This is a genomic window from Streptomyces sp. GSL17-111, from assembly GCF_037911585.1.
Classification (GTDB): Bacteria; Actinomycetota; Actinomycetes; order Streptomycetales; family Streptomycetaceae; genus Streptomyces.
Genome location: NZ_JBAJNS010000001.1, coordinates 1234908 through 1251441 on the forward strand (window position 1 = coordinate 1234908; position 16534 = coordinate 1251441).

The 16534-nt window shown below is 71.9% G+C and carries 15 protein-coding genes; 4 read left to right on the top strand and 11 right to left on the bottom strand.

All coding sequences use genetic code 11. From position 1 onward, the window contains the following. Positions 1 to 39: 39 nt before the first annotated feature. Complete coding sequence (locus V6D49_RS05115; RefSeq protein ID WP_340557513.1) at positions 40 to 1473, bottom strand: gamma-aminobutyraldehyde dehydrogenase; 1434 nt, start codon at positions 1471 to 1473, stop codon at positions 40 to 42. A gap of 165 nt (positions 1474 to 1638) precedes the next feature. Between V6D49_RS05115 and V6D49_RS05120 the strand changes: the two genes are divergently transcribed. From V6D49_RS05120 to V6D49_RS05135, 4 genes are all read left to right on the top strand, one after another. Then, positions 1639 to 2133, top strand: coding sequence for an Lrp/AsnC family transcriptional regulator (locus tag V6D49_RS05120; protein WP_445330466.1), 495 nt, complete (start codon positions 1639 to 1641; stop codon positions 2131 to 2133). After that, entirely contained in the window at positions 2118 to 3497 is a 1380-nt protein-coding gene (locus V6D49_RS05125; RefSeq protein ID WP_340563681.1) for an aspartate aminotransferase family protein, read from the top strand. The genes V6D49_RS05120 and V6D49_RS05125 overlap by 16 nt, the downstream gene beginning before the upstream one ends. Before the next feature lie 213 nt (positions 3498 to 3710). Next, on the top strand, positions 3711 to 4574 hold the full coding sequence (locus V6D49_RS05130; protein WP_340557517.1) for an ABC transporter ATP-binding protein: 864 nt from the start codon (positions 3711 to 3713) through the stop codon (positions 4572 to 4574). Further along, positions 4556 to 5719 carry a hypothetical protein gene (locus tag V6D49_RS05135; RefSeq protein WP_340557519.1) on the top strand — a complete coding sequence of 388 codons (1164 nt, stop codon included), beginning with the start codon at positions 4556 to 4558 and terminating at the stop codon, positions 5717 to 5719. Before V6D49_RS05130 ends, V6D49_RS05135 begins: the two co-directional genes overlap by 19 nt. A gap of 15 nt (positions 5720 to 5734) precedes the next feature. Here the strand turns inward: V6D49_RS05135 and V6D49_RS05140 are convergent, their stop codons facing one another. From V6D49_RS05140 to rpsB, 10 genes are all read right to left on the bottom strand, one after another. Continuing rightward, complete coding sequence (locus tag V6D49_RS05140; protein ID WP_340557520.1) at positions 5735 to 6772, bottom strand: ABC transporter ATP-binding protein; 1038 nt, start codon at positions 6770 to 6772, stop codon at positions 5735 to 5737. A 1-nt stretch (position 6773) separates the two neighbouring features. Continuing rightward, a complete protein-coding gene (locus tag V6D49_RS05145) occupies positions 6774 to 8387 on the bottom strand; it encodes an ABC transporter permease (protein WP_340563685.1) in 1614 nt (537 codons plus the stop codon). A 77-nt stretch (positions 8388 to 8464) separates the two neighbouring features. Beyond that, a complete protein-coding gene (locus V6D49_RS05150) occupies positions 8465 to 9550 on the bottom strand; it encodes a thiamine ABC transporter substrate-binding protein (protein WP_340557522.1) in 1086 nt (361 codons plus the stop codon). Between the two features lie 242 nt (positions 9551 to 9792). Continuing rightward, positions 9793 to 10899, bottom strand: a complete 1107-nt coding sequence (gene rlmN / locus V6D49_RS05155) for a 23S rRNA (adenine(2503)-C(2))-methyltransferase RlmN (RefSeq protein ID WP_340557523.1) — start codon at positions 10897 to 10899, stop codon at positions 9793 to 9795. Positions 10900 to 10941: 42 nt separating this feature from the next. Further along, the gene (locus tag V6D49_RS05160) at positions 10942 to 11490 is read right to left on the bottom strand and encodes a GNAT family N-acetyltransferase (RefSeq protein ID WP_340557524.1); all 549 of its coding nucleotides are present in this window, start codon (positions 11488 to 11490) and stop codon (positions 10942 to 10944) included. A gap of 70 nt (positions 11491 to 11560) precedes the next feature. Further along, positions 11561 to 12664, bottom strand: a complete 1104-nt coding sequence (locus V6D49_RS05165) for a phosphatidate cytidylyltransferase (protein WP_340557525.1) — start codon at positions 12662 to 12664, stop codon at positions 11561 to 11563. Between the two features lie 29 nt (positions 12665 to 12693). Then, on the bottom strand, positions 12694 to 13251 hold the full coding sequence (gene frr, locus V6D49_RS05170; protein WP_191211903.1) for a ribosome recycling factor: 558 nt from the start codon (positions 13249 to 13251) through the stop codon (positions 12694 to 12696). Positions 13252 to 13405: 154 nt separating this feature from the next. Further along, positions 13406 to 14155, bottom strand: a complete 750-nt coding sequence (gene pyrH / locus V6D49_RS05175) for a UMP kinase (protein ID WP_191211904.1) — start codon at positions 14153 to 14155, stop codon at positions 13406 to 13408. Between the two features lie 133 nt (positions 14156 to 14288). Next, positions 14289 to 15125: a translation elongation factor Ts gene (gene tsf / locus V6D49_RS05180; RefSeq protein WP_340557526.1), complete on the bottom strand. Its 837-nt coding sequence runs from the start codon at positions 15123 to 15125 to the stop codon at positions 14289 to 14291. 165 nt (positions 15126 to 15290) lie between these two features. Then, positions 15291 to 16205 carry a 30S ribosomal protein S2 gene (rpsB, locus tag V6D49_RS05185; protein WP_340557527.1) on the bottom strand — a complete coding sequence of 305 codons (915 nt, stop codon included), beginning with the start codon at positions 16203 to 16205 and terminating at the stop codon, positions 15291 to 15293. Positions 16206 to 16534 lie beyond the last annotated feature (329 nt).

Genomic DNA, 16534 nt, shown 5'->3' on the forward strand with positions numbered 1-16534 from the left:
TCGGTGAGCCGCCGGGCCCCGTCCGTCACCTCATGGCGTTCAGAGCGCGGTCATGACGTGCTTGACGCGGGTGTAGTCGTCGAAGCCGTAGGACGAGAGGTCCTTGCCGTAGCCGGACTTCTTGAAGCCGCCGTGCGGCATCTCCGCGACCAGCGGGATGTGCGTGTTGATCCACACGCAGCCGAAGTCGAGGGACTTCGACAGCCGCATGGCACGGCCGTGGTCGGACGTCCACACCGATGAGGCGAGCGCGTACTCGACGCCGTTGGCCCACTCGACGGCCTGCTCGTCGTCCTGGAAGCGCTGCACGGTGATGACCGGGCCGAACACCTCGTTCTGGACGATCTCGTCGTCCTGCCGCAGCCCAGACACGACGGTCGGGGCGAAGAAGTAGCCCTGCTCACCGACGCGCTCGCCACCCGTCTCGACCTTGGCGTGGGCCGGGAGGCGGTCGATGAAGCCCTGCACCTTCTCCAGGTGGACCGCGTTGTTCAGCGGGCCGTAGAAGCAGTCCTCATCGCTCACGTCGCCCGTCCTGACCTCGGCGGCGGCCTTCGCGAGCGCGGAGACGAACTCGTCGTGCACGCTGTCGTGCACGAGGACGCGGGTGGCCGCCGTGCAGTCCTGACCGGCGTTGAAGAAGCCGGCGTCCCGGATGCCCTCGACGGCGGCGGGGATGTCCGCGTCACCGAAGACGACGACCGGAGCCTTGCCGCCCAGCTCCAGGTGGACCCGCTTGACGTCCTTGGAGGCGCTGGCGGCCACCTCGATGCCCGCCCGCACGGAACCGGTGATGGAGGCCATGGCCGGGGTCCTGTGCTCGACCATGAGCCGGCCGGTGTCCCGGTCGCCGCAGACGACGTTGAAGACGCCCTTGGGCAGGACCGACCCCAGCACCTCGGCGAGGAAGACGGCCGAGGCGGGTGTGGTGTCGGACGGCTTCAGGACGACCGTGTTGCCCGCGGCGATGGCCGGTGCGAACTTCCACACGGCCATCATCATCGGGTAGTTCCACGGCGCGACCTGCGCGCAGACGCCGATGGGCTCGCGGCGGACGAAGGAGGTCATGCCCTCCATGTACTCGCCCGCCGACTTGCCCTCCAGCATGCGCGCCGCGCCCGCGAAGAAGCGGATCTGGTCGAGCATCATCGGCAGTTCCTCCTGCCGGGTCAGCTCCAGCGGCTTGCCGGTGTCCCGGCACTCGATCGCCAGCAGTTCGTCGGCCCGGGCCTCCAGGGCGTCGGCGATCTTCAGCAGCGCCAGCTGCCGGGTGCCCGGCGTGGCGTCACGCCAGGCGGGGAAGGCCTTCTCGGCGGCGGCCATGGCGGCGTCCACATCGGCGGCCGACGAGAGCGCGGCCAGCGCGTACGTCTCGCCGGTCGTCGGGTCGACCACCTCGGTGGTGCGCCCGTCCGCGGCGTCCCGGAACTCCCCGTCGATGTAGTTGCGCAGCCGATGCAGCTCGGTGGTCACGTCAACACCCTCCTGCTCAATTGTCCAATGGGTGAGACATACACCCTAACCGCCCAGCCCGCGTTTTCAACAGGGCGACCAGCCCACAGAATGCGGATTCCGTTGCGAGTTAAGTGATGCACAACGAAAAACGTCGCTCCTGGCTTGCGTGACGGAGCAGACCTCGTGCAGAGTGAGGACGTGGCTCGTGATGAGAAGAAACCGAACGGCACCGGGACGATCGACGCCGTCTCCCTGGCGATCATCGAACAGCTCCAGGAGGACGGGCGCCGCCCGTACGCCGCCATCGGCAAGGCCGTGGGCCTCTCCGAGGCGGCCGTGCGCCAGCGCGTCCAGAAACTGCAGGACCAGGGCGTCATGCAGATCGTCGCCGTCACCGACCCGCTGACCGTGGGACTGCTGCGGCAGGCCATGGTCGGCATCAACGTCGAGGGTGATCTCGAGCCCGTGGCCGAAGCCCTGGCGGAGCTGAAGGAGGTCGACTACGTCGTCATGACGGCGGGCTCGTTCGACCTCCTCGTCGAGATCGTCTGCGAGGACGACGAGCACCTGCTCGAAATGATCAACAAGCGCATCCGCACGCTGCCCGGTGTCCGGTCCACCGAGAGCTTCGTCTACCTCAAGCTGCGCAAGCAGACCTACACCTGGGGAACCCGATAACCGTGAGCAAGGACCTCTCCCGTACCGCGTACGACCACCTGTGGATGCACTTCACCCGCATGTCGTCGTACGAGAACGCCCCCGTCCCCACCATCGTGCGGGGCGAGGGCACCTACATCTACGACGACAAGGGCAAGCGCTACCTCGACGGACTCGCCGGACTGTTCGTCGTCCAGGCGGGGCACGGCCGCACCGAACTGGCCGAGGCCGCGGCGAAGCAGGCGCAGGAGCTGGCCTTCTTCCCCGTGTGGTCCTACGCCCACCCCAAGGCCGTCGAGCTGGCGGAGCGCCTGGCCCACCACGCCCCGGGCGACCTGAACAAGGTCTTCTTCACCACCGGGGGCGGCGAGGCCGTCGAGACGGCGTGGAAGCTGGCCAAGCAGTACCACAAGCTCACCGGGAACCACACGAAGTACAAGGTGATATCGCGGGCCGTCGCCTACCACGGCACCCCGCAGGGCGCCCTGTCCATCACCGGCCTCCCGGCGCTCAAGGCGCCCTTCGAGCCGCTGGTACCCGGCGCCCACAAGGTGCCGAACACCAACATCTACCGCGCCCCGATCCACGGCGACGACCCCGAGGCGTTCGGCCGCTGGGCCGCCGACCAGATCGAGCAGCAGATCCTCTTCGAGGGCCCGGAGACCGTCGCCGCCGTCTTCCTGGAGCCGGTGCAGAACGCGGGCGGGTGCTTCCCGCCGCCGCCCGGGTACTTCCAGCGGGTGCGCGAGATCTGCGACCGGTACGACGTGCTGCTCGTCTCCGACGAGGTCATCTGCGCCTTCGGCCGGCTCGGCACCGTCTTCGCGTGCGACAAGTTCGGCTACGTGCCGGACATCATCACCTGTGCCAAGGGCATGACCTCCGGCTACTCCCCGATCGGCGCGGCGATCATCTCCGACCGGCTGGCCGAGCCGTTCTACCAGGGCGACAACACCTTCCTGCACGGCTACACCTTCGGCGGCCACCCCGTCTCGGCGGCCGTGGCGCTGGCCAACCTCGACATCTTCGAGCGCGAGGGCCTCCCCCAGCACGTGCTGGACAACGAGGGCGCCTTCCACGCCACCCTGAGCAAGCTGAACGACCTGCCGATCGTCGGTGACGTGCGCGGCAACGGCTTCTTCTACGGCATCGAGCTGGTGAAGGACAAGGCCACCAAGGAGACGTTCAACGAGGAGGAGACCGAGCGCGTCCTGTACGGGTTCCTCTCCAAGGCCCTGTTCGACAACGGCCTCTACTGCCGTGCCGACGACCGCGGCGACCCGGTGGTGCAGCTCGCCCCGCCGCTCATCTCGGACCAGAGCACCTTCGACGAGATCGAGCAGACCCTCCGCACCGTGCTCACCGAGGCGTGGACCAAGCTCTGATCCCCCGGCCTCCGCGCTCCCCGAGCCGCCGTCCGGGGCGCTCTCCCTCCCCCGCCCCGACGGCACCGGGCGCGACGCCTCCGCCGCGTCGCGCCCGGCGGGGCCTCCCCCGTACTCCCGACGTGCGCCGGGCCTCACCCACCCGGAGCAACCTGGACCGTGCCCCACGCCGGGTGCCCGCGGCCGACCGCCGTTCCTCCCTACCGTGCAGGCATGGCGTCCCCCGACCTTCCTCCCCCCGGACCGCGTAGCGGCGAGGCCCTGCTCGGCGCACGCGGGTTGCGTCACTCCTACGACCGCTCCCCCGCGCTGCTCGACGTCTCCCTGCACGTCGCGGAGGGTGAGATCGTCACCGTGACCGGCCCGCGCGGCTCCGGCAAGACGACCCTGCTGCACTGCCTCAGCGGCCGGCTGCTCCCCACGGACGGAGAGGTGACGTTCGACGGCCTGGCCGTCCACACCCTCCCGCCGGCCGACCGGGAGCGGCTGCGCCGCGACCGCTTCGGCTGGATCGGCCCCGAACCGGCACTCGTCCCCGAGCTGAGCGTGTGGGAGAACGCCGCGCTCCCGCTCCTGCTCGCCGGCGCCGACCGCCGAACCGCCCGCCGCGCCGCCGAACAGTGGCTGGAACGTCTGGACGTCGCCGACTGCGCCCGGTCCCGGCCCGCCGGGCTGCTCCAGTCACAGCGCCAGCGGGTGGCGGTCGCGCGGGCGCTCGTCCACGCGCCGCAGGTGGTCTTCGCCGACGAGCCCACCGCTCCCCTGCACACCGCCGACCGCGCCCAGGTGCTGCGGACGCTCACCACCGCCGCGCGCTCGCACGGCATCACCCTCGTCCTGGCCAGCCTGGACGCCGCCGTACTCGGGCTGCGCTCCAACGACTCGCGCCCCGGAGGTACAGCCGACGGCGAGGAGGACGGCACGTCCCCCGCCGAGCACGCACCCGCCGGGAAGGTCGCAGCCGGGGACGCCCTGGCCGACCGCACCGTGACCCTGCTCGACGGACGGGCCGTCGCCCCCCGCCCGGCCACCGCCCCCAGCGCACAGGACCCGGAAGCGTGCTCTCTCTCCGTCTGATCCGCGGCGGCGCGCCGCTGACCCAGCTGCCCCGTCTGCTCGTCGTCGCCGCCGCCGGAAGCGTGGGCTTCCTGCTGCTGTGCGCCCTCAGCTACGCACTCAACCATCCGGGGGACGCCGGCGTGGCCGTGCCCCGGCTGCTGTGGTGCCTGGTGCCGCTGGCCGCCACCGTCCAGCTCGCGGCCCTCGTCGCCCGCACCACGCCCGGCCCACGGACCAGGGCCGCCCTTGACGCCGTCGGCCTCGGCTCCACCGGACTGCCGCTGCTGGCCGCCCTCCAGACGGCGGCGGTCTGCCTGCTGGGCAGCGCGCTGGCGCTGCTGGTGTACCTGCACCTGCGCGGCGACGTCGTCGGGCTGCCCTTCGACGGCGCGGCCGCCGAACTCGTCGCTGCCGGACGTCCGTTGCCCGTCGTGGCGGCGCTCACCCTGCTCCTGGTCGTTCCGCTCGCGGCGGCGGGGACGACCGCGCTCAGCCTGCGGGCCACGGCCGCGCGGCGCGCCGCACCCCCGCAGCCGCCGGCCCTCGACCGGGCCGGACCTCCGCCGCCGTTGCCGGTCGGGCTGTCCTACGGCGCCGCCCTCATCGGCGTCGGAATCGCCCTGGAGACCTACGCCGCACGTGGCGGAGGCGCCCCCATGCCCCTGCCCGGCGCCGGAGCGGGCCCCGGACCGGGCGTCGTCACCGGGTGGCTGCTCACGGCGCTCGGCCTCGTGCTGGCGGGCCCCGGCCTCACCCAGCTGGCGGGCCGGCTGCTCGCGGCCGCCCGGCCCGGGGCCATGCGGTTCCTGGCCGGCCGCATCCTCCAGGAGGAGGCGCCACATATCGGGGCGCCACTGGGCGTCCTGTGCGCGGCCGGGTGCGGGCTGACCGCCGCGTCGCACCTGTACGGCCCCGACCGCCCGCTGGGCCCCCTCACCGTCCTCGGCGGCCTCGTCGTCGTGGGCTGCGCGGTGGCCGGGGTCGGCACCGCCGTGGCCGGTTCCCGAGCGGCCCTCGCGCCGGCCCGGGCGGCCCTCGCTCAGCTGGGCGCCACCCGGGAGCTCCTGCGCGGGGCGGCGGCCCTGCGGGCGGCTGCGGTACTCGCCGTCCTCGCCCCCGTCACCTGGGGGGTGGCCCAGCTCGCCGCGCTGCCGCTGACCTGAGCGGGCCAGCGGAGGCTACGCTCCCGGGGGCAGCCGGACGAACTCCTCGGCGTCGAAGGTCACCCGCACGGCGTCCCCCACGTCCGGAGCGCTCCGCAACGAGCAGGTGGCCTCCAGCCGGGGGGCGCCCTCGACGTCGAGCAGCACGGCGACATGGTCCCCCCGGAAGGTCCGGGAGACCACGCGCGCACGCAGTCCGTCCCCGCCGCCCAGGCGCACCCCCGTCGGCCGAACGAGCAGCGTGCAGGGTCCGGCCGGGGTGCCGTCCGGGACGGGGAGCTCCCCCCACGCGGTGCGCACGGTACCGGGCGTGCCCTCGCGGACGGTGCCCGGCACGAGGTTGTCGAAGCCCAGGAAGCGGGCGACGAAGGCGGACGCCGGACGCTGCCACACCTCGGAGGGGGTACCGCTCTGCGCGATGCGGCCCTCCGTCATCACGGCGACCCGGTGGGCCAGCGCGAAAGCCTCCCCCTGATCGTGGGTGACGGCGAGGACGGTCGTGCCGAGCCGGTCGAAGAGCTCGCGCAGCTCCACGACGAGCCGCTCCCGCAGGCCCCGGTCGAGCTGGCCGAGCGGTTCGTCGAGCATGAGCAGCCGGGGCTCGGGGGCCAGCGCCCGCGCCAGCGCCACCCGCTGCTGCTCGCCGCCGGAGAGGGACGCCACCGCCCGGCGTCCGGCTCCGGGCAGACCGACCAGCTCCAGCAGCTCGGCCACCCGCGCGGCGGCCCGCGCCCGGGACGCACCGCGCATGCGCAACCCGAAGGCCACGTTCCCCGCCACGTCCCGCTGCGGGAAGAGCTGGTGGTCCTGGAACATCAGGCCGAGATCGCGCCGGTGCGCCGGTACGCCCGCCTGGTCGCGCCCGGCCACCCGGACGCGTCCGGCGTCGGCGGCCTGGAGCCCGGCGACGGCCCGCAGGAGGGTGGACTTGCCGCTGCCGCTCGGGCCGAGCACGCACACCGTCTCCCGCTCGGCGACGGACAGGTCGACCGCGTCGAGCACGGCACGCTCCCCGAAACGGACGGTGAGGGCCTCCACGTCCAGTGACGCCATGTCAGAACTCCCCCGAGCTGTGGGTCCGGGCGCGCTCCAGGGCCAGCAGACCCACCGCGCACACCAGCATGAGGATGGTGCTCAACGCCATCGCCTGCCCGTAGTTCAGCTCCCCCGCACGGCCGAGGAGCCGGGCGACGGCGACGGGCAGAGTGGGCGTGCCCGCACGGGCGATGAAGACCGTCGCCCCGAACTCGCCGAGGGAGACGGCGAAGGCGAACCCCGCCGCCACCGCGAGCGCCCGCCGCACCAGCGGCAGGTCCACCTCCCGCCACGCGCGCAGCGGCGAGGCGCCGAGGACGGCGGCGGCCTCCCGCAACCGTTCGTCGACGGCGCGCAGCACCGGCAGCATCGTGCGGATGACGAAGGGCACCCCGACCAGCGCCTGGGCGATCGGCACCAGCAGCCACGCGGACCTGAGGTCCAGCGGCGGCTCGTCGAGCGCGATGAGGAACCCGAAGCCGACGGTGACGGCGGAGGTCCCGAGCGGCAGCATCAGCAGCGCGTCGAAGCCACGCACCAGCCGCCCGGCCCGGCGGGTGAGGGCCGCCGCCGCCAGCCCCCCGACGGTGACGGCGATGACCGTGGCCACGGCGGCGTAGGCCAGCGAGTTGCCGACGGCCTCGACGGCGGGCACGACGAAGGTGCTCCCGGTGCCCGGTTCGGCGGTCAGCGCGCGGTAGAACAGCAGCCCGTACCCGTCGGGAGTGGCCAGGGAGCGCTCGACGAGGACGGCCAGCGGGAGCAGGAGCAGCACCGCGATGACGGCCAGTTGGGACCACAGCAGCGCCCACTGGCCCGCGCCCCGGGGCCGCCGGGCGGTCCGGGCGGCGTCGACCAGCCGCAGCGCGCTCTCCCTGCGACGCACCGTCCAGGCGTGCACGCCCAGCAGCACCCCGACGGCGGCGAACTGCAGGCAGCTGAGCACCGCCGCCGTCGGCAGGTCCAGGAACTGGGCGGTCTGCCGGTAGATCTCCACCTCCAGCGTGGCGTACCGGGAGCCGCCCAGGATCTGGACGACGCCGAAGGAGGTGAACGTGAAGAGGAAGACCATCAGGGCCGCGGCGAGGACGGCGGGCGCCAGCGCCGGCAGCGTGACCCGGAGCCAGGCCGCCGGCCGGGAGGCTCCGAGCATCCGGGCGGCCTCCTCCTGACGCGGGTCCAGCTGGGCCCACAACCCGCCCACCGTGCGGACCACCACGGCGTAGTTGAAGAAGACGTGGGCGAGCAGGATGGCCCACAGACCCGTGTCGAGCCGCACGCCCCAGACGGTCTCCAGCACGCCGCCCCGGCCCAGCAGCGCGAGGAACGCCGAGCCGACGACAACGGTCGGCAGGACGAACGGCACCGTCACGACGGCCCGCAGCAGCCGTTTGCCGGGGAAGTCGAGGCGCGCGAACACGTAGGCGCCGGGCAGCGCGAGGGCCAGGGTCAGCGCGGTGGAGGCCGCCGCCTGGCCGAGCGTGAAGCCGAGGACGTCGAGTGTCAGCGGGTCGGTCAGCACCTCGCCGGCCCGGGTGAGGTTCCACCGGCCGTCCTCGCGGAGTCCGCGCGCGACGATCGCGACGACGGGGTAGCCGAAGAAGAGCCCGAAGAAGGCCACCGGGACGACCATCAGTCCGAGGCGTACCGCAAGCCCGCGCCGCCCGCCCCCCGCGCGGGCGGCACGAGCCGTTCCGGTGCCCCCGCCGGTCAGCGCATCAGTGCGGACCACTGCTTGATCCACTGCTCCCGGTTGGCGTCGATCTCCTCGGGGGCGACGGTGTGCGGGTCCTCGATCTCGGCCCCGTACTCGGTGAAGATCTGCGGCAGCACGGCGTCCTCCCGGACGGGGCGGACGAACATGTTCAGCGGGATGTCCTGCTGGAAGGAGGTGCTGAGCATGAAGTCGATGAGCGCCTTGCCGCCCTCGGGGTTGCCCGCGCCGTCCAGCAGCCCGGCGAACTCGGTCTGGCGGAAGCAGGTGCCGGGAGCGACGCCCGTCGGCGCCTGCTCCGGGTCCTTGTCCGTGCCGTAGTGCACCTCGGCCACGGGGCTCGCGGCGTAGGAGACGACCAGCGGGCGGTCACCGTCCCGGCCGCCGGCGGAGCCGCTGAACATGTCGTTGTAGGACTGCTCCCAGCCCTCCGCCTGGACCGCGCCGTTGGCCTTCAGGTCCTTCCAGTAGTCCTGCCAGCCCTCTTCGCCGTAGGCGCCGACGGTGGCGAGGAGGAAGGCCAGGCCCGGTGAGGAGGTGGCGGGGTTCTGCACGACGAGCATGTCCCGGTACTCGGGACGGGTGAGGTCCTCCAGCGTCCGGGGCGGCTCGACGTCCTCCGCCTCGAAGTGGGCGCGGTCGTAGTTGACGCAGACGTCGCCGGTGTCCACGGGCGTCACCCGGTGCTTCCCGGCGTCCAGCCGGAGGTCCTCGGGGACCTCGGCCAGGCCCTCCGCCCTGTGCGGGGCGAACACCCCGCCGTCGAGCGCCTTGGAGAGCATGGTGTTGTCGACGCCGAAGAGGACGTCCCCCTCCGGGTTCCCGGCGGTGAGGACCGCCTTGTTGACCATGACGCCGGCGTCCCCGCTCTGGACGACCTCGACGCGGTAGCCGGTCTCCTGCGTGAACTGTTTCAGCACGTCCTCGGAGACGACGAAGGACTGGTGCGTGACGAGGGTGACCGTCTGGTCCTTCCCCTCGTCCGACGCGCCGGAGTCACCGGACCCACCGCACCCCGCCAGGAGCGCGGTGCCCAGCGTGGCGGCGAGGGTTCCCTTGAACACGGTCGTGGTGCGCTTCATCGTGCTGCCTTCGGATACGGGCGCATGCGGGCAGCACGAGAGGTTCCGAACTTCCTACCCAGCATGACCTGGGCAAGGTTCGAGGGTCTGCGGTACCTGCCCTGACGGGCGCCTACCGCACTCTCAGCGCTGCGCGCTCCCCTGTCGGATGGTGATTCGTATGTTCGAACGATACCAGCGCCCGCACGGGCCCCGGTGGCCAGGTGGGCGACGGCCCCGCACCCGGTCGGGGCCCGACGGGCTCAGCGCTCGCCCGCAGCCAGTTGCCCGCAGGCGCCGTCGATCTCCTGGCCCCGGGTGTCCCGCACCGTCACCGGCACCCCGTGCCGCTTCAGCGCCTGGACGAACTCCCGCTCGTCCTCGGGACGCGAGGCCGTCCACTTCGAGCCCGGTGTGGGGTTGAGCGGGATGAGGTTGACGTGCACCCGCTTGTTCTTGAGCAGGCGACCCAGCAGGTCCGCCCGCCAGGCCTGGTCGTTGATGTCCCGGATCAGCGCGTACTCGATGGACACCCGACGCCCTGAGGTCTCCGCGTACTCCCACGCGGCGTCCAGCACCTCGCGGACCTTCCAGCGGGTGTTGACCGGGACGAGGGTGTCGCGCAGCTCGTCGTCCGGCGCGTGCAGCGAGACGGCGAGGCGGCACGTGAAGCCCTCGGCCGCGAACCGCCGCATGGCGGGGACCAGACCGACCGTCGAGACCGTGATGCCGCGCTGCGACAGGCCCACCCCGTCCGGCGCGGGGTCCGTCAGCCGCCGGATCGCGCCCACCACACGGTTGTAGTTGGCGAGCGGCTCCCCCATGCCCATGAAGACGATGTTGGACAGCCGGGCCGGGCCTCCGGGGACCTCCCCGTCGCGCAGGGCCCGCATGCCGTCGACGATCTGGTGCACGATCTCCGCCGTCGACAGGTTCCGGTCGAGACCGGCCTGCCCGGTGGCGCAGAAGGGGCAGTTCATGCCGCAGCCGGCCTGGGAGGAGATGCACATGGTGACGCGGTCCGGGTAGCGCATCAGCACCGACTCGACCAGGGTGCCGTCGTGCAGCCGCCACAGCGTCTTCCGCGTCGCGCCGTCGTCACACGCGACATGCCGCACGACGCTCATCAGCTCCGGGAGCAGCGCGTCGGCCAGCTTCCCCCGCGCGGCGGCGGGGATGTCCGTCCACTGCGCCGGATCGTGCGCGTACCGGGCGAAGTAGTGCTGGGACAGCTGCCGGGCGCGGAACGGCTTCTCGCCGATGCCGGCCACCGCCTCCTTGCGTTCGGCGGGGTCGAGGTCGGCGAGGTGCCGCGGCGGCTTGGCAGCCCCCCGCGGCGCGACAAAGGTCAGTTCTCCAGGCGCAGGCATAACCTCACCAGTGTCGCAGATCGTCTCAGGGCCATGAGCCGGTCATCCCGGGGTGTGGTCTCCGGCTTCCCTTGGTCCGGGGGAAGCCGGGGACCGGGTGTACCGCACCTCGGGCACGAGGACGGAACCGTAGGCCTCGCTCTGCACGGCTCCGTCCGCCCGGTATCCGGCGGCCTCGTAGAAGCGGCGGGCCCGGCGGTTGTCGCGCAGCACCCACAGCAGGAGGGCGTCGTAGTCGCCGGTCGCGGCGTGCACCGCGGCAAGGAGGGCCCGGCCGATGCCCGTCCCCACAAGGTCGGGACGGACGTAGAGGGCGTACAGCTCCCCGGTGCGCCACCCGGCGTCCGGACCGCGGTAGGGCCCGAACGCGGCCCAGCCGACCGCACCCGACCCGTCGTCGGCCACGAGCTGCGTGGCCTCGGAGCCCGCCGCGGCGAAGGACGCCGCACGACGTTCGGCATCGGCGGCCACCGTCATCGCGTCGAGGTGGGCCTGCGGCACGATCCCCGCGTACGCGACCTGCCACCCGCGCACCCGGACCGCCGCCACGTTCCCGACGTCCGCCGCTCGCATCGTTCGCACCCGCACCATGCGGGCACGTTAGCCGCGGGATCGCGGGTACGGCATCCGCGTTTCCCCGGCCTGCGTGCGGGGCGCGCGCTCAGCCCGCGCCGACGAACAGGACCAGCAGGAGCCAGACGACGGGCGCCGTGGGCAGGAGCGAGTCGAGCCGGTCCATGATGCCGCCGTGGCCGGGCAGCAGGTTGCCCATGTCCTTGATGCCCAGGTCCCGCTTGATCATGGACTCGCCCAGGTCCCCGAGCGTGGCGCTGGCCGCCACCGCGAGCCCGAGCAGGAGACCCTGCCACCACGAGCCGCCGGTGACCAGGAACTGCATGCACAGGGCCCCGGCCGCCATCGAGAACCCGATGGCGCCCAGCAGCCCCTCCCGGGTCTTCCCCGGGCTGATGCGCGGCGCGAGCTTGCGCTTGCCGAAGCGCCAGCCCACCGCGTAGGCGCCCGTGTCGCTCACCACCGTCAGCAGCAGGAACGTCAGCACCCGCTGCGCGCCGTCGTCGGCCGCCAGCAGCAGGGCGACGAACGTGGCCAGGAAGGGCACGTAGAAGGCCGCGAAGACACCGGCCGTGACGTCCTTGAGGTAGCCCTGCGGCGACTGCGCCATCCGCCACACGAGCACGGCGAGACAGGTCCCGGCCATCGCCACCCACGCCGCTTCGGCCCCACCGGTGTACCCGGCGACGACCATGGCCGCCCCGCCGACGGCGAGCGGCACGAGCGGCGCCCGGATGGCCCGGCGCTCGTCCAGCCGCTTCGTCAGCTCCCACAGGCCGACGACGACGGCGAGCACGACCACCGCGACGAAGACGTCCTTGACGAGGAACAGTGACGCCAGGATGACCGCGCCGAGACCCAGTCCGACGCCTATGGCCGCCCGCAGGTCACGCCCGGCCCGCTTCGCCCGGCCGGGCGGCGAAGCGGGCACCGGGGTGGCCGGGGAGGAGCCGGGCCCGGCGTCACCCGGCGGAAGCGGCGGCGGGCTGCCGTGCGGGGGACCGTCCGGCCGGGCTCCGGAGCGGTCACCGTGCTCGTCCTGGTTCCCGCCGGCGTCGGACACGATGGGCATAGGCCGAGTCTGCGCCGTATCGCGGACGTCGGGTACGGGACCCGCCGACGGACCCCTCCCGGGAGCGGGAGAGAACCCGTATCCGGTGGGCGGGGACGCACCCCAGGGTGAGTCGTTCACTGAATCGCAGCCCTTACCTTGACGACGCGTCAGACCTCGAGCAGCTCGGCTTCCTTGTGCTTGAGCAGCTCGTCGACCTGGCCGACGTACTTCGAGGTGGTGTCGTCGAGTTCCTTCTCGGCGCGCCGGCCCTCGTCCTCGCCGATGTCGCCGTCCTTGACGGCCTTGTCGATGGCCTCCTTGGCCTTGCGACGGACGCTGCGGATGGAGACCTTCGCGTCCTCGCCCTTACCCTTGGCGACCTTGATGTACTGCTTGCGCCGCTCCTCGGTGAGCTCGGGGAACGTCACTCGGATGATGCTGCCGTCGTTCGACGGGTTGACGCCGAGGTCGGAGTCGCGGATGGCCTGCTCGATGTTGCGCAGCGCGCTCTTGTCGAACGGGGTCACCACGGCCATGCGCGGCTCCGGGACCGAGAAGGACGCCAGCTGGTTGATCGGCGTCAGCGCCCCGTAGTAGTCGGCCACGATCTTGTTGAACATCGCCGGGTGCGCACGTCCGGTGCGGATCGCGGCGAAGTCCTCCTTGGCGACGACGACCGCCTTCTCCATCTTCTCCTCGGCTTCGAGGAGGGTCTCTTCGATCACCACGTGCTCCTGGTTCGATGAATGAGCGGATTGAGCGGATTCGGGCGGTGCCCCCGCGTCCCGGTCCTCGGGTTCCCGTCCCGGGTCGTCGCGGGCAGCGCCCCGGTGCCTGCACGATGTCCGACCGGCAGGCCCGTGTCCACCGGTGCGGCGGTCAGCTCCTGGTGCTCTGGCTGCTGACCAGCGTGCCGATCTTCTCACCTTGGACGGCGCGCGCGATATTGCCCTCGGCGAGGAGCTCGAAGACGAGGATCGGCAGCTTGTTGTCCCGACACAGGGTGATGGCGGTCATGTCGGCCACCTTGAGGTCGCGCGTGATGACCTCGTCGTAGTTCAGGGCGTCGAACTTGACCGCGTCCCTGTTCTTGGCCGGGTCGGAGTCGTAGACACCGTCCACGCCGTTCTTACCCATGAGCATGGCCTCGGCGTGGATCTCCAGGGCACGCTGGGCGGCGGTGGTGTCGGTGGAGAAGTACGGCATGCCCATGCCGGCGCCGAAGATGACCACGCGGCCCTTCTCCAGGTGCCGGATCGCCCGCAGCGGGATGTACGGCTCGGCGACCTGCCCCATGGTGATGGCGGTCTGGACCCGGGAGTCGATGCCCTCCTTCTCCAGGAAGTCCTGGAGGGCGAGGCAGTTCATGACCGTGCCCAGCATGCCCATGTAGTCGGACCGGGCCCGGTCCATGCCCCGTACCTGGAGCTCAGCGCCACGGAAGAAGTTGCCGCCGCCGAGCACGACGGCGATCTGCGCCCCGTCCCGGACCACGGCCGCGATCTCCCGCGCGATCTTGTGCACGATGTCGGGGTCGACGCCCAGGCCGCCGCCGCCCGAGAACGCCTCGCCGGAGAGCTTCAGCAGGAATCGGCGGGGGATGTCGGTGTCGGTTTCGGTCCTGCTCATGGGGATCTCCTCGTGCACATACGAGGAAGGCCATTGCCGGAACTGGCGGGTTCCTGTGGCAATGGCCTCCTCGTAGCGGCTTGTCCGGGCTGCCGTGTGCCCGACCCTATAGCGGTCGGACCGCTGTGGTGGCTCAGGCGCCCACGCGGATGCGCGCGAAACGGCTCAGCGAGACACCGGCCTCGTCCAGAACCTTCTGGACGGACTTCTTGTTGTCCTTGGCGAAGGGCTGGTCCAGGAGGCAGTTCTCCTTGAAGAAGCCGTTGAGGCGACCCTCGACGATCTTCGGCAGGGCGGCCTCGGGCTTGCCCTCCTCCTTCGCGGTGGCCTCGGCGACGCGGCGCTCGTTCTCCACGGTCTCGGCCGGAACCTCGTCGCGGGAGACGTACGTGGGCGCGAAGGCGGCGATGTGCTGCGCGACGTCCTTGGCGACCTCGGCGTTCTCCTTGTCCAGCTGCACGAGCACGCCCACCTGCGGCGGCAGGTCGGGGTTGGTGCGGTGCAGGTAGGTGGCGACGAAGCCGCCGGAGAACTGCGCGAAGCGGTCGAGCACGATCTTCTCGCCCAGCTCGGCGTTCTTCTCGTCGACGTAGGCCTGGACCGTCTTGCCGCTCTCGATCTCGGAGGCGAGCAGGGCGGCGGCGTCGGCCGGGGAGGTCGCGGCGATGTGCTCGGCGATGGTGGCCACCGCGGCCTGGAACTTGTCGCCCTTGGCGACGAAGTCCGTCTCGCACTTCAGCTCGACCAGGACGCCGGAGGCCTTGTCGTCCGCGATCAGCGCGGCGACGGCGCCGTTCTCGGCGGTGCGGGACTCGCGCTTGGCGACGCCCTTCTGGCCCTTGACCCGGAGGATCTCGACGGCCTTGTCGACGTTGCCGTCGCCCTCGTCGAGCGCCTTCTTGCAGTCCATCATGCCGGCGCCGGTGAGCTCCCGGAGCTTCTTGACGTCGGCGGCGGTGTAGTTCGCCATGGGGTGAATCTCTTCCCGAAAAGTCGATGAAGGAAATCGAGTGGCCTGGGTCGGGCCGGTCCCGGGTCGACGGGGCCGGCCGTCCTCAGGTGCGGGCGCACGGCGGGAGCGACGCGGCACGCGTCGCTCCCGCCGTGCGCCTGACATGCACGGTGTGTCCGGGCGTCAGCCCTGCTCGGCGGGAGCCTCGGGAGCGGCGGCCTGCTCCTGGGCCGGCTCCTCGGCGGGCTTGTCCTCGGCCTTGTCCTCGGCCTTGGCCTCGGTGGCGTCCTCGGCCTTGGCCTCGGTGCCCTCAGCGGCGGCCTTCTCGCCCTCCAGCAGGTTGCGCTCCCACTCCGGCAGCGGCTCGGCCACGGCCTGCTCGCCGCCGCCCTTGCCCTCGGCAGCGCCGGAACGGGCGATCAGGCCCTCCGCCACCGCGTCGGCGATCACGCGGGTCAGCAGCGTGACGGAGCGGATCGCGTCGTCGTTGCCCGGGATCTTGTAGTCGACCTCGTCCGGGTCGCAGTTGGTGTCCAGGATCGCGACGACCGGGATGTTGAGCTTCCGGGCCTCGCCGACGGCGATGTGCTCCTTCTTGGTGTCCACGATCCAGACGGCGCTGGGCACCTTCTGCATGTCGCGGATACCGCCGAGGGTCTTCTCCAGCTTCGCCTTCTCGCGGGAGAGGACGAGCAGCTCCTTCTTGGTGAGGCCGGAGGCGGCCACGTCCTCGAAGTCGATCTGCTCCAGCTCCTTGAGGCGCTGCAGCCGCTTGTGCACGGTCGAGAAGTTGGTCAGCATGCCGCCCAGCCAGCGCTGGTTGACGTAGGGCATGCCCACGCGCGTCGCCTGCTCGGCGATCGCCTCCTGCGCCTGCTTCTTGGTGCCGACGAACATGACGGTGCCGCCGTGGGCGACCGTCTCCTTGACGAACTCGTAGGCGCGGTCGATGTACGACAGCGACTGGAGCAGGTCGATGATGTAGATGCCGTTGCGCTCGGTGAAGATGAAGCGCTTCATCTTCGGGTTCCAGCGGCGGGTCTGGTGCCCGAAGTGGACGCCGCTCTCCAGCAGCTCCCGCATCGTGACGACGGCCATGGCCGTTCTCCTCGTGGTGTCTCGGTTGTCGGCGACGGCCGGTGGCCGTGCCCCTGACGCCCCGGACGCGTCGTACCTGGCGTCCGTGCCGTCCACGCAGGTGGAGGGCGGTTCGTCAGGACCGAGATGCGCGGCCACCCGCCGGACGGACCGGGAGGGGTGGCGGGGCGTGCGAAGTCGACCCGGTGACCCGGGTCGCCAGCAGAAGTGTACGGGACCGGCCGCACACCGAGCGACACGCTCGGGCGGGTGACGGTCTTGTCCACAACCGACCGGTTGTCCACAGACCTCGTCCATGATCAGCGAGCGACGCGGGGGCCTGTCACCGT

Coding starts and splice junctions, on each gene's coding strand:
- tsf (WP_340557526.1), bottom strand. CDS start 15,125: ATGGCGAACTACACCGCCGCCGACGTCAAGAAGCTCCGGGAGCTCACC.
- rpsB (WP_340557527.1), bottom strand. CDS start 16,205: ATGGCCGTCGTCACGATGCGGGAGCTGCTGGAGAGCGGCGTCCACTTC.
- V6D49_RS05150 (WP_340557522.1), bottom strand. CDS start 9,550: ATGAAGCGCACCACGACCGTGTTCAAGGGAACCCTCGCCGCCACGCTG.
- V6D49_RS05130 (WP_340557517.1), top strand. CDS start 3,711: ATGGCGTCCCCCGACCTTCCTCCCCCCGGACCGCGTAGCGGCGAGGCC.
- rlmN (WP_340557523.1), bottom strand. CDS start 10,899: ATGCCTGCGCCTGGAGAACTGACCTTTGTCGCGCCGCGGGGGGCTGCC.
- V6D49_RS05160 (WP_340557524.1), bottom strand. CDS start 11,490: ATGGTGCGGGTGCGAACGATGCGAGCGGCGGACGTCGGGAACGTGGCG.
- V6D49_RS05145 (WP_340563685.1), bottom strand. CDS start 8,387: ATGGTCGTCCCGGTGGCCTTCTTCGGGCTCTTCTTCGGCTACCCCGTC.
- V6D49_RS05140 (WP_340557520.1), bottom strand. CDS start 6,772: ATGGCGTCACTGGACGTGGAGGCCCTCACCGTCCGTTTCGGGGAGCGT.
- pyrH (WP_191211904.1), bottom strand. CDS start 14,155: ATGAGCAGGACCGAAACCGACACCGACATCCCCCGCCGATTCCTGCTG.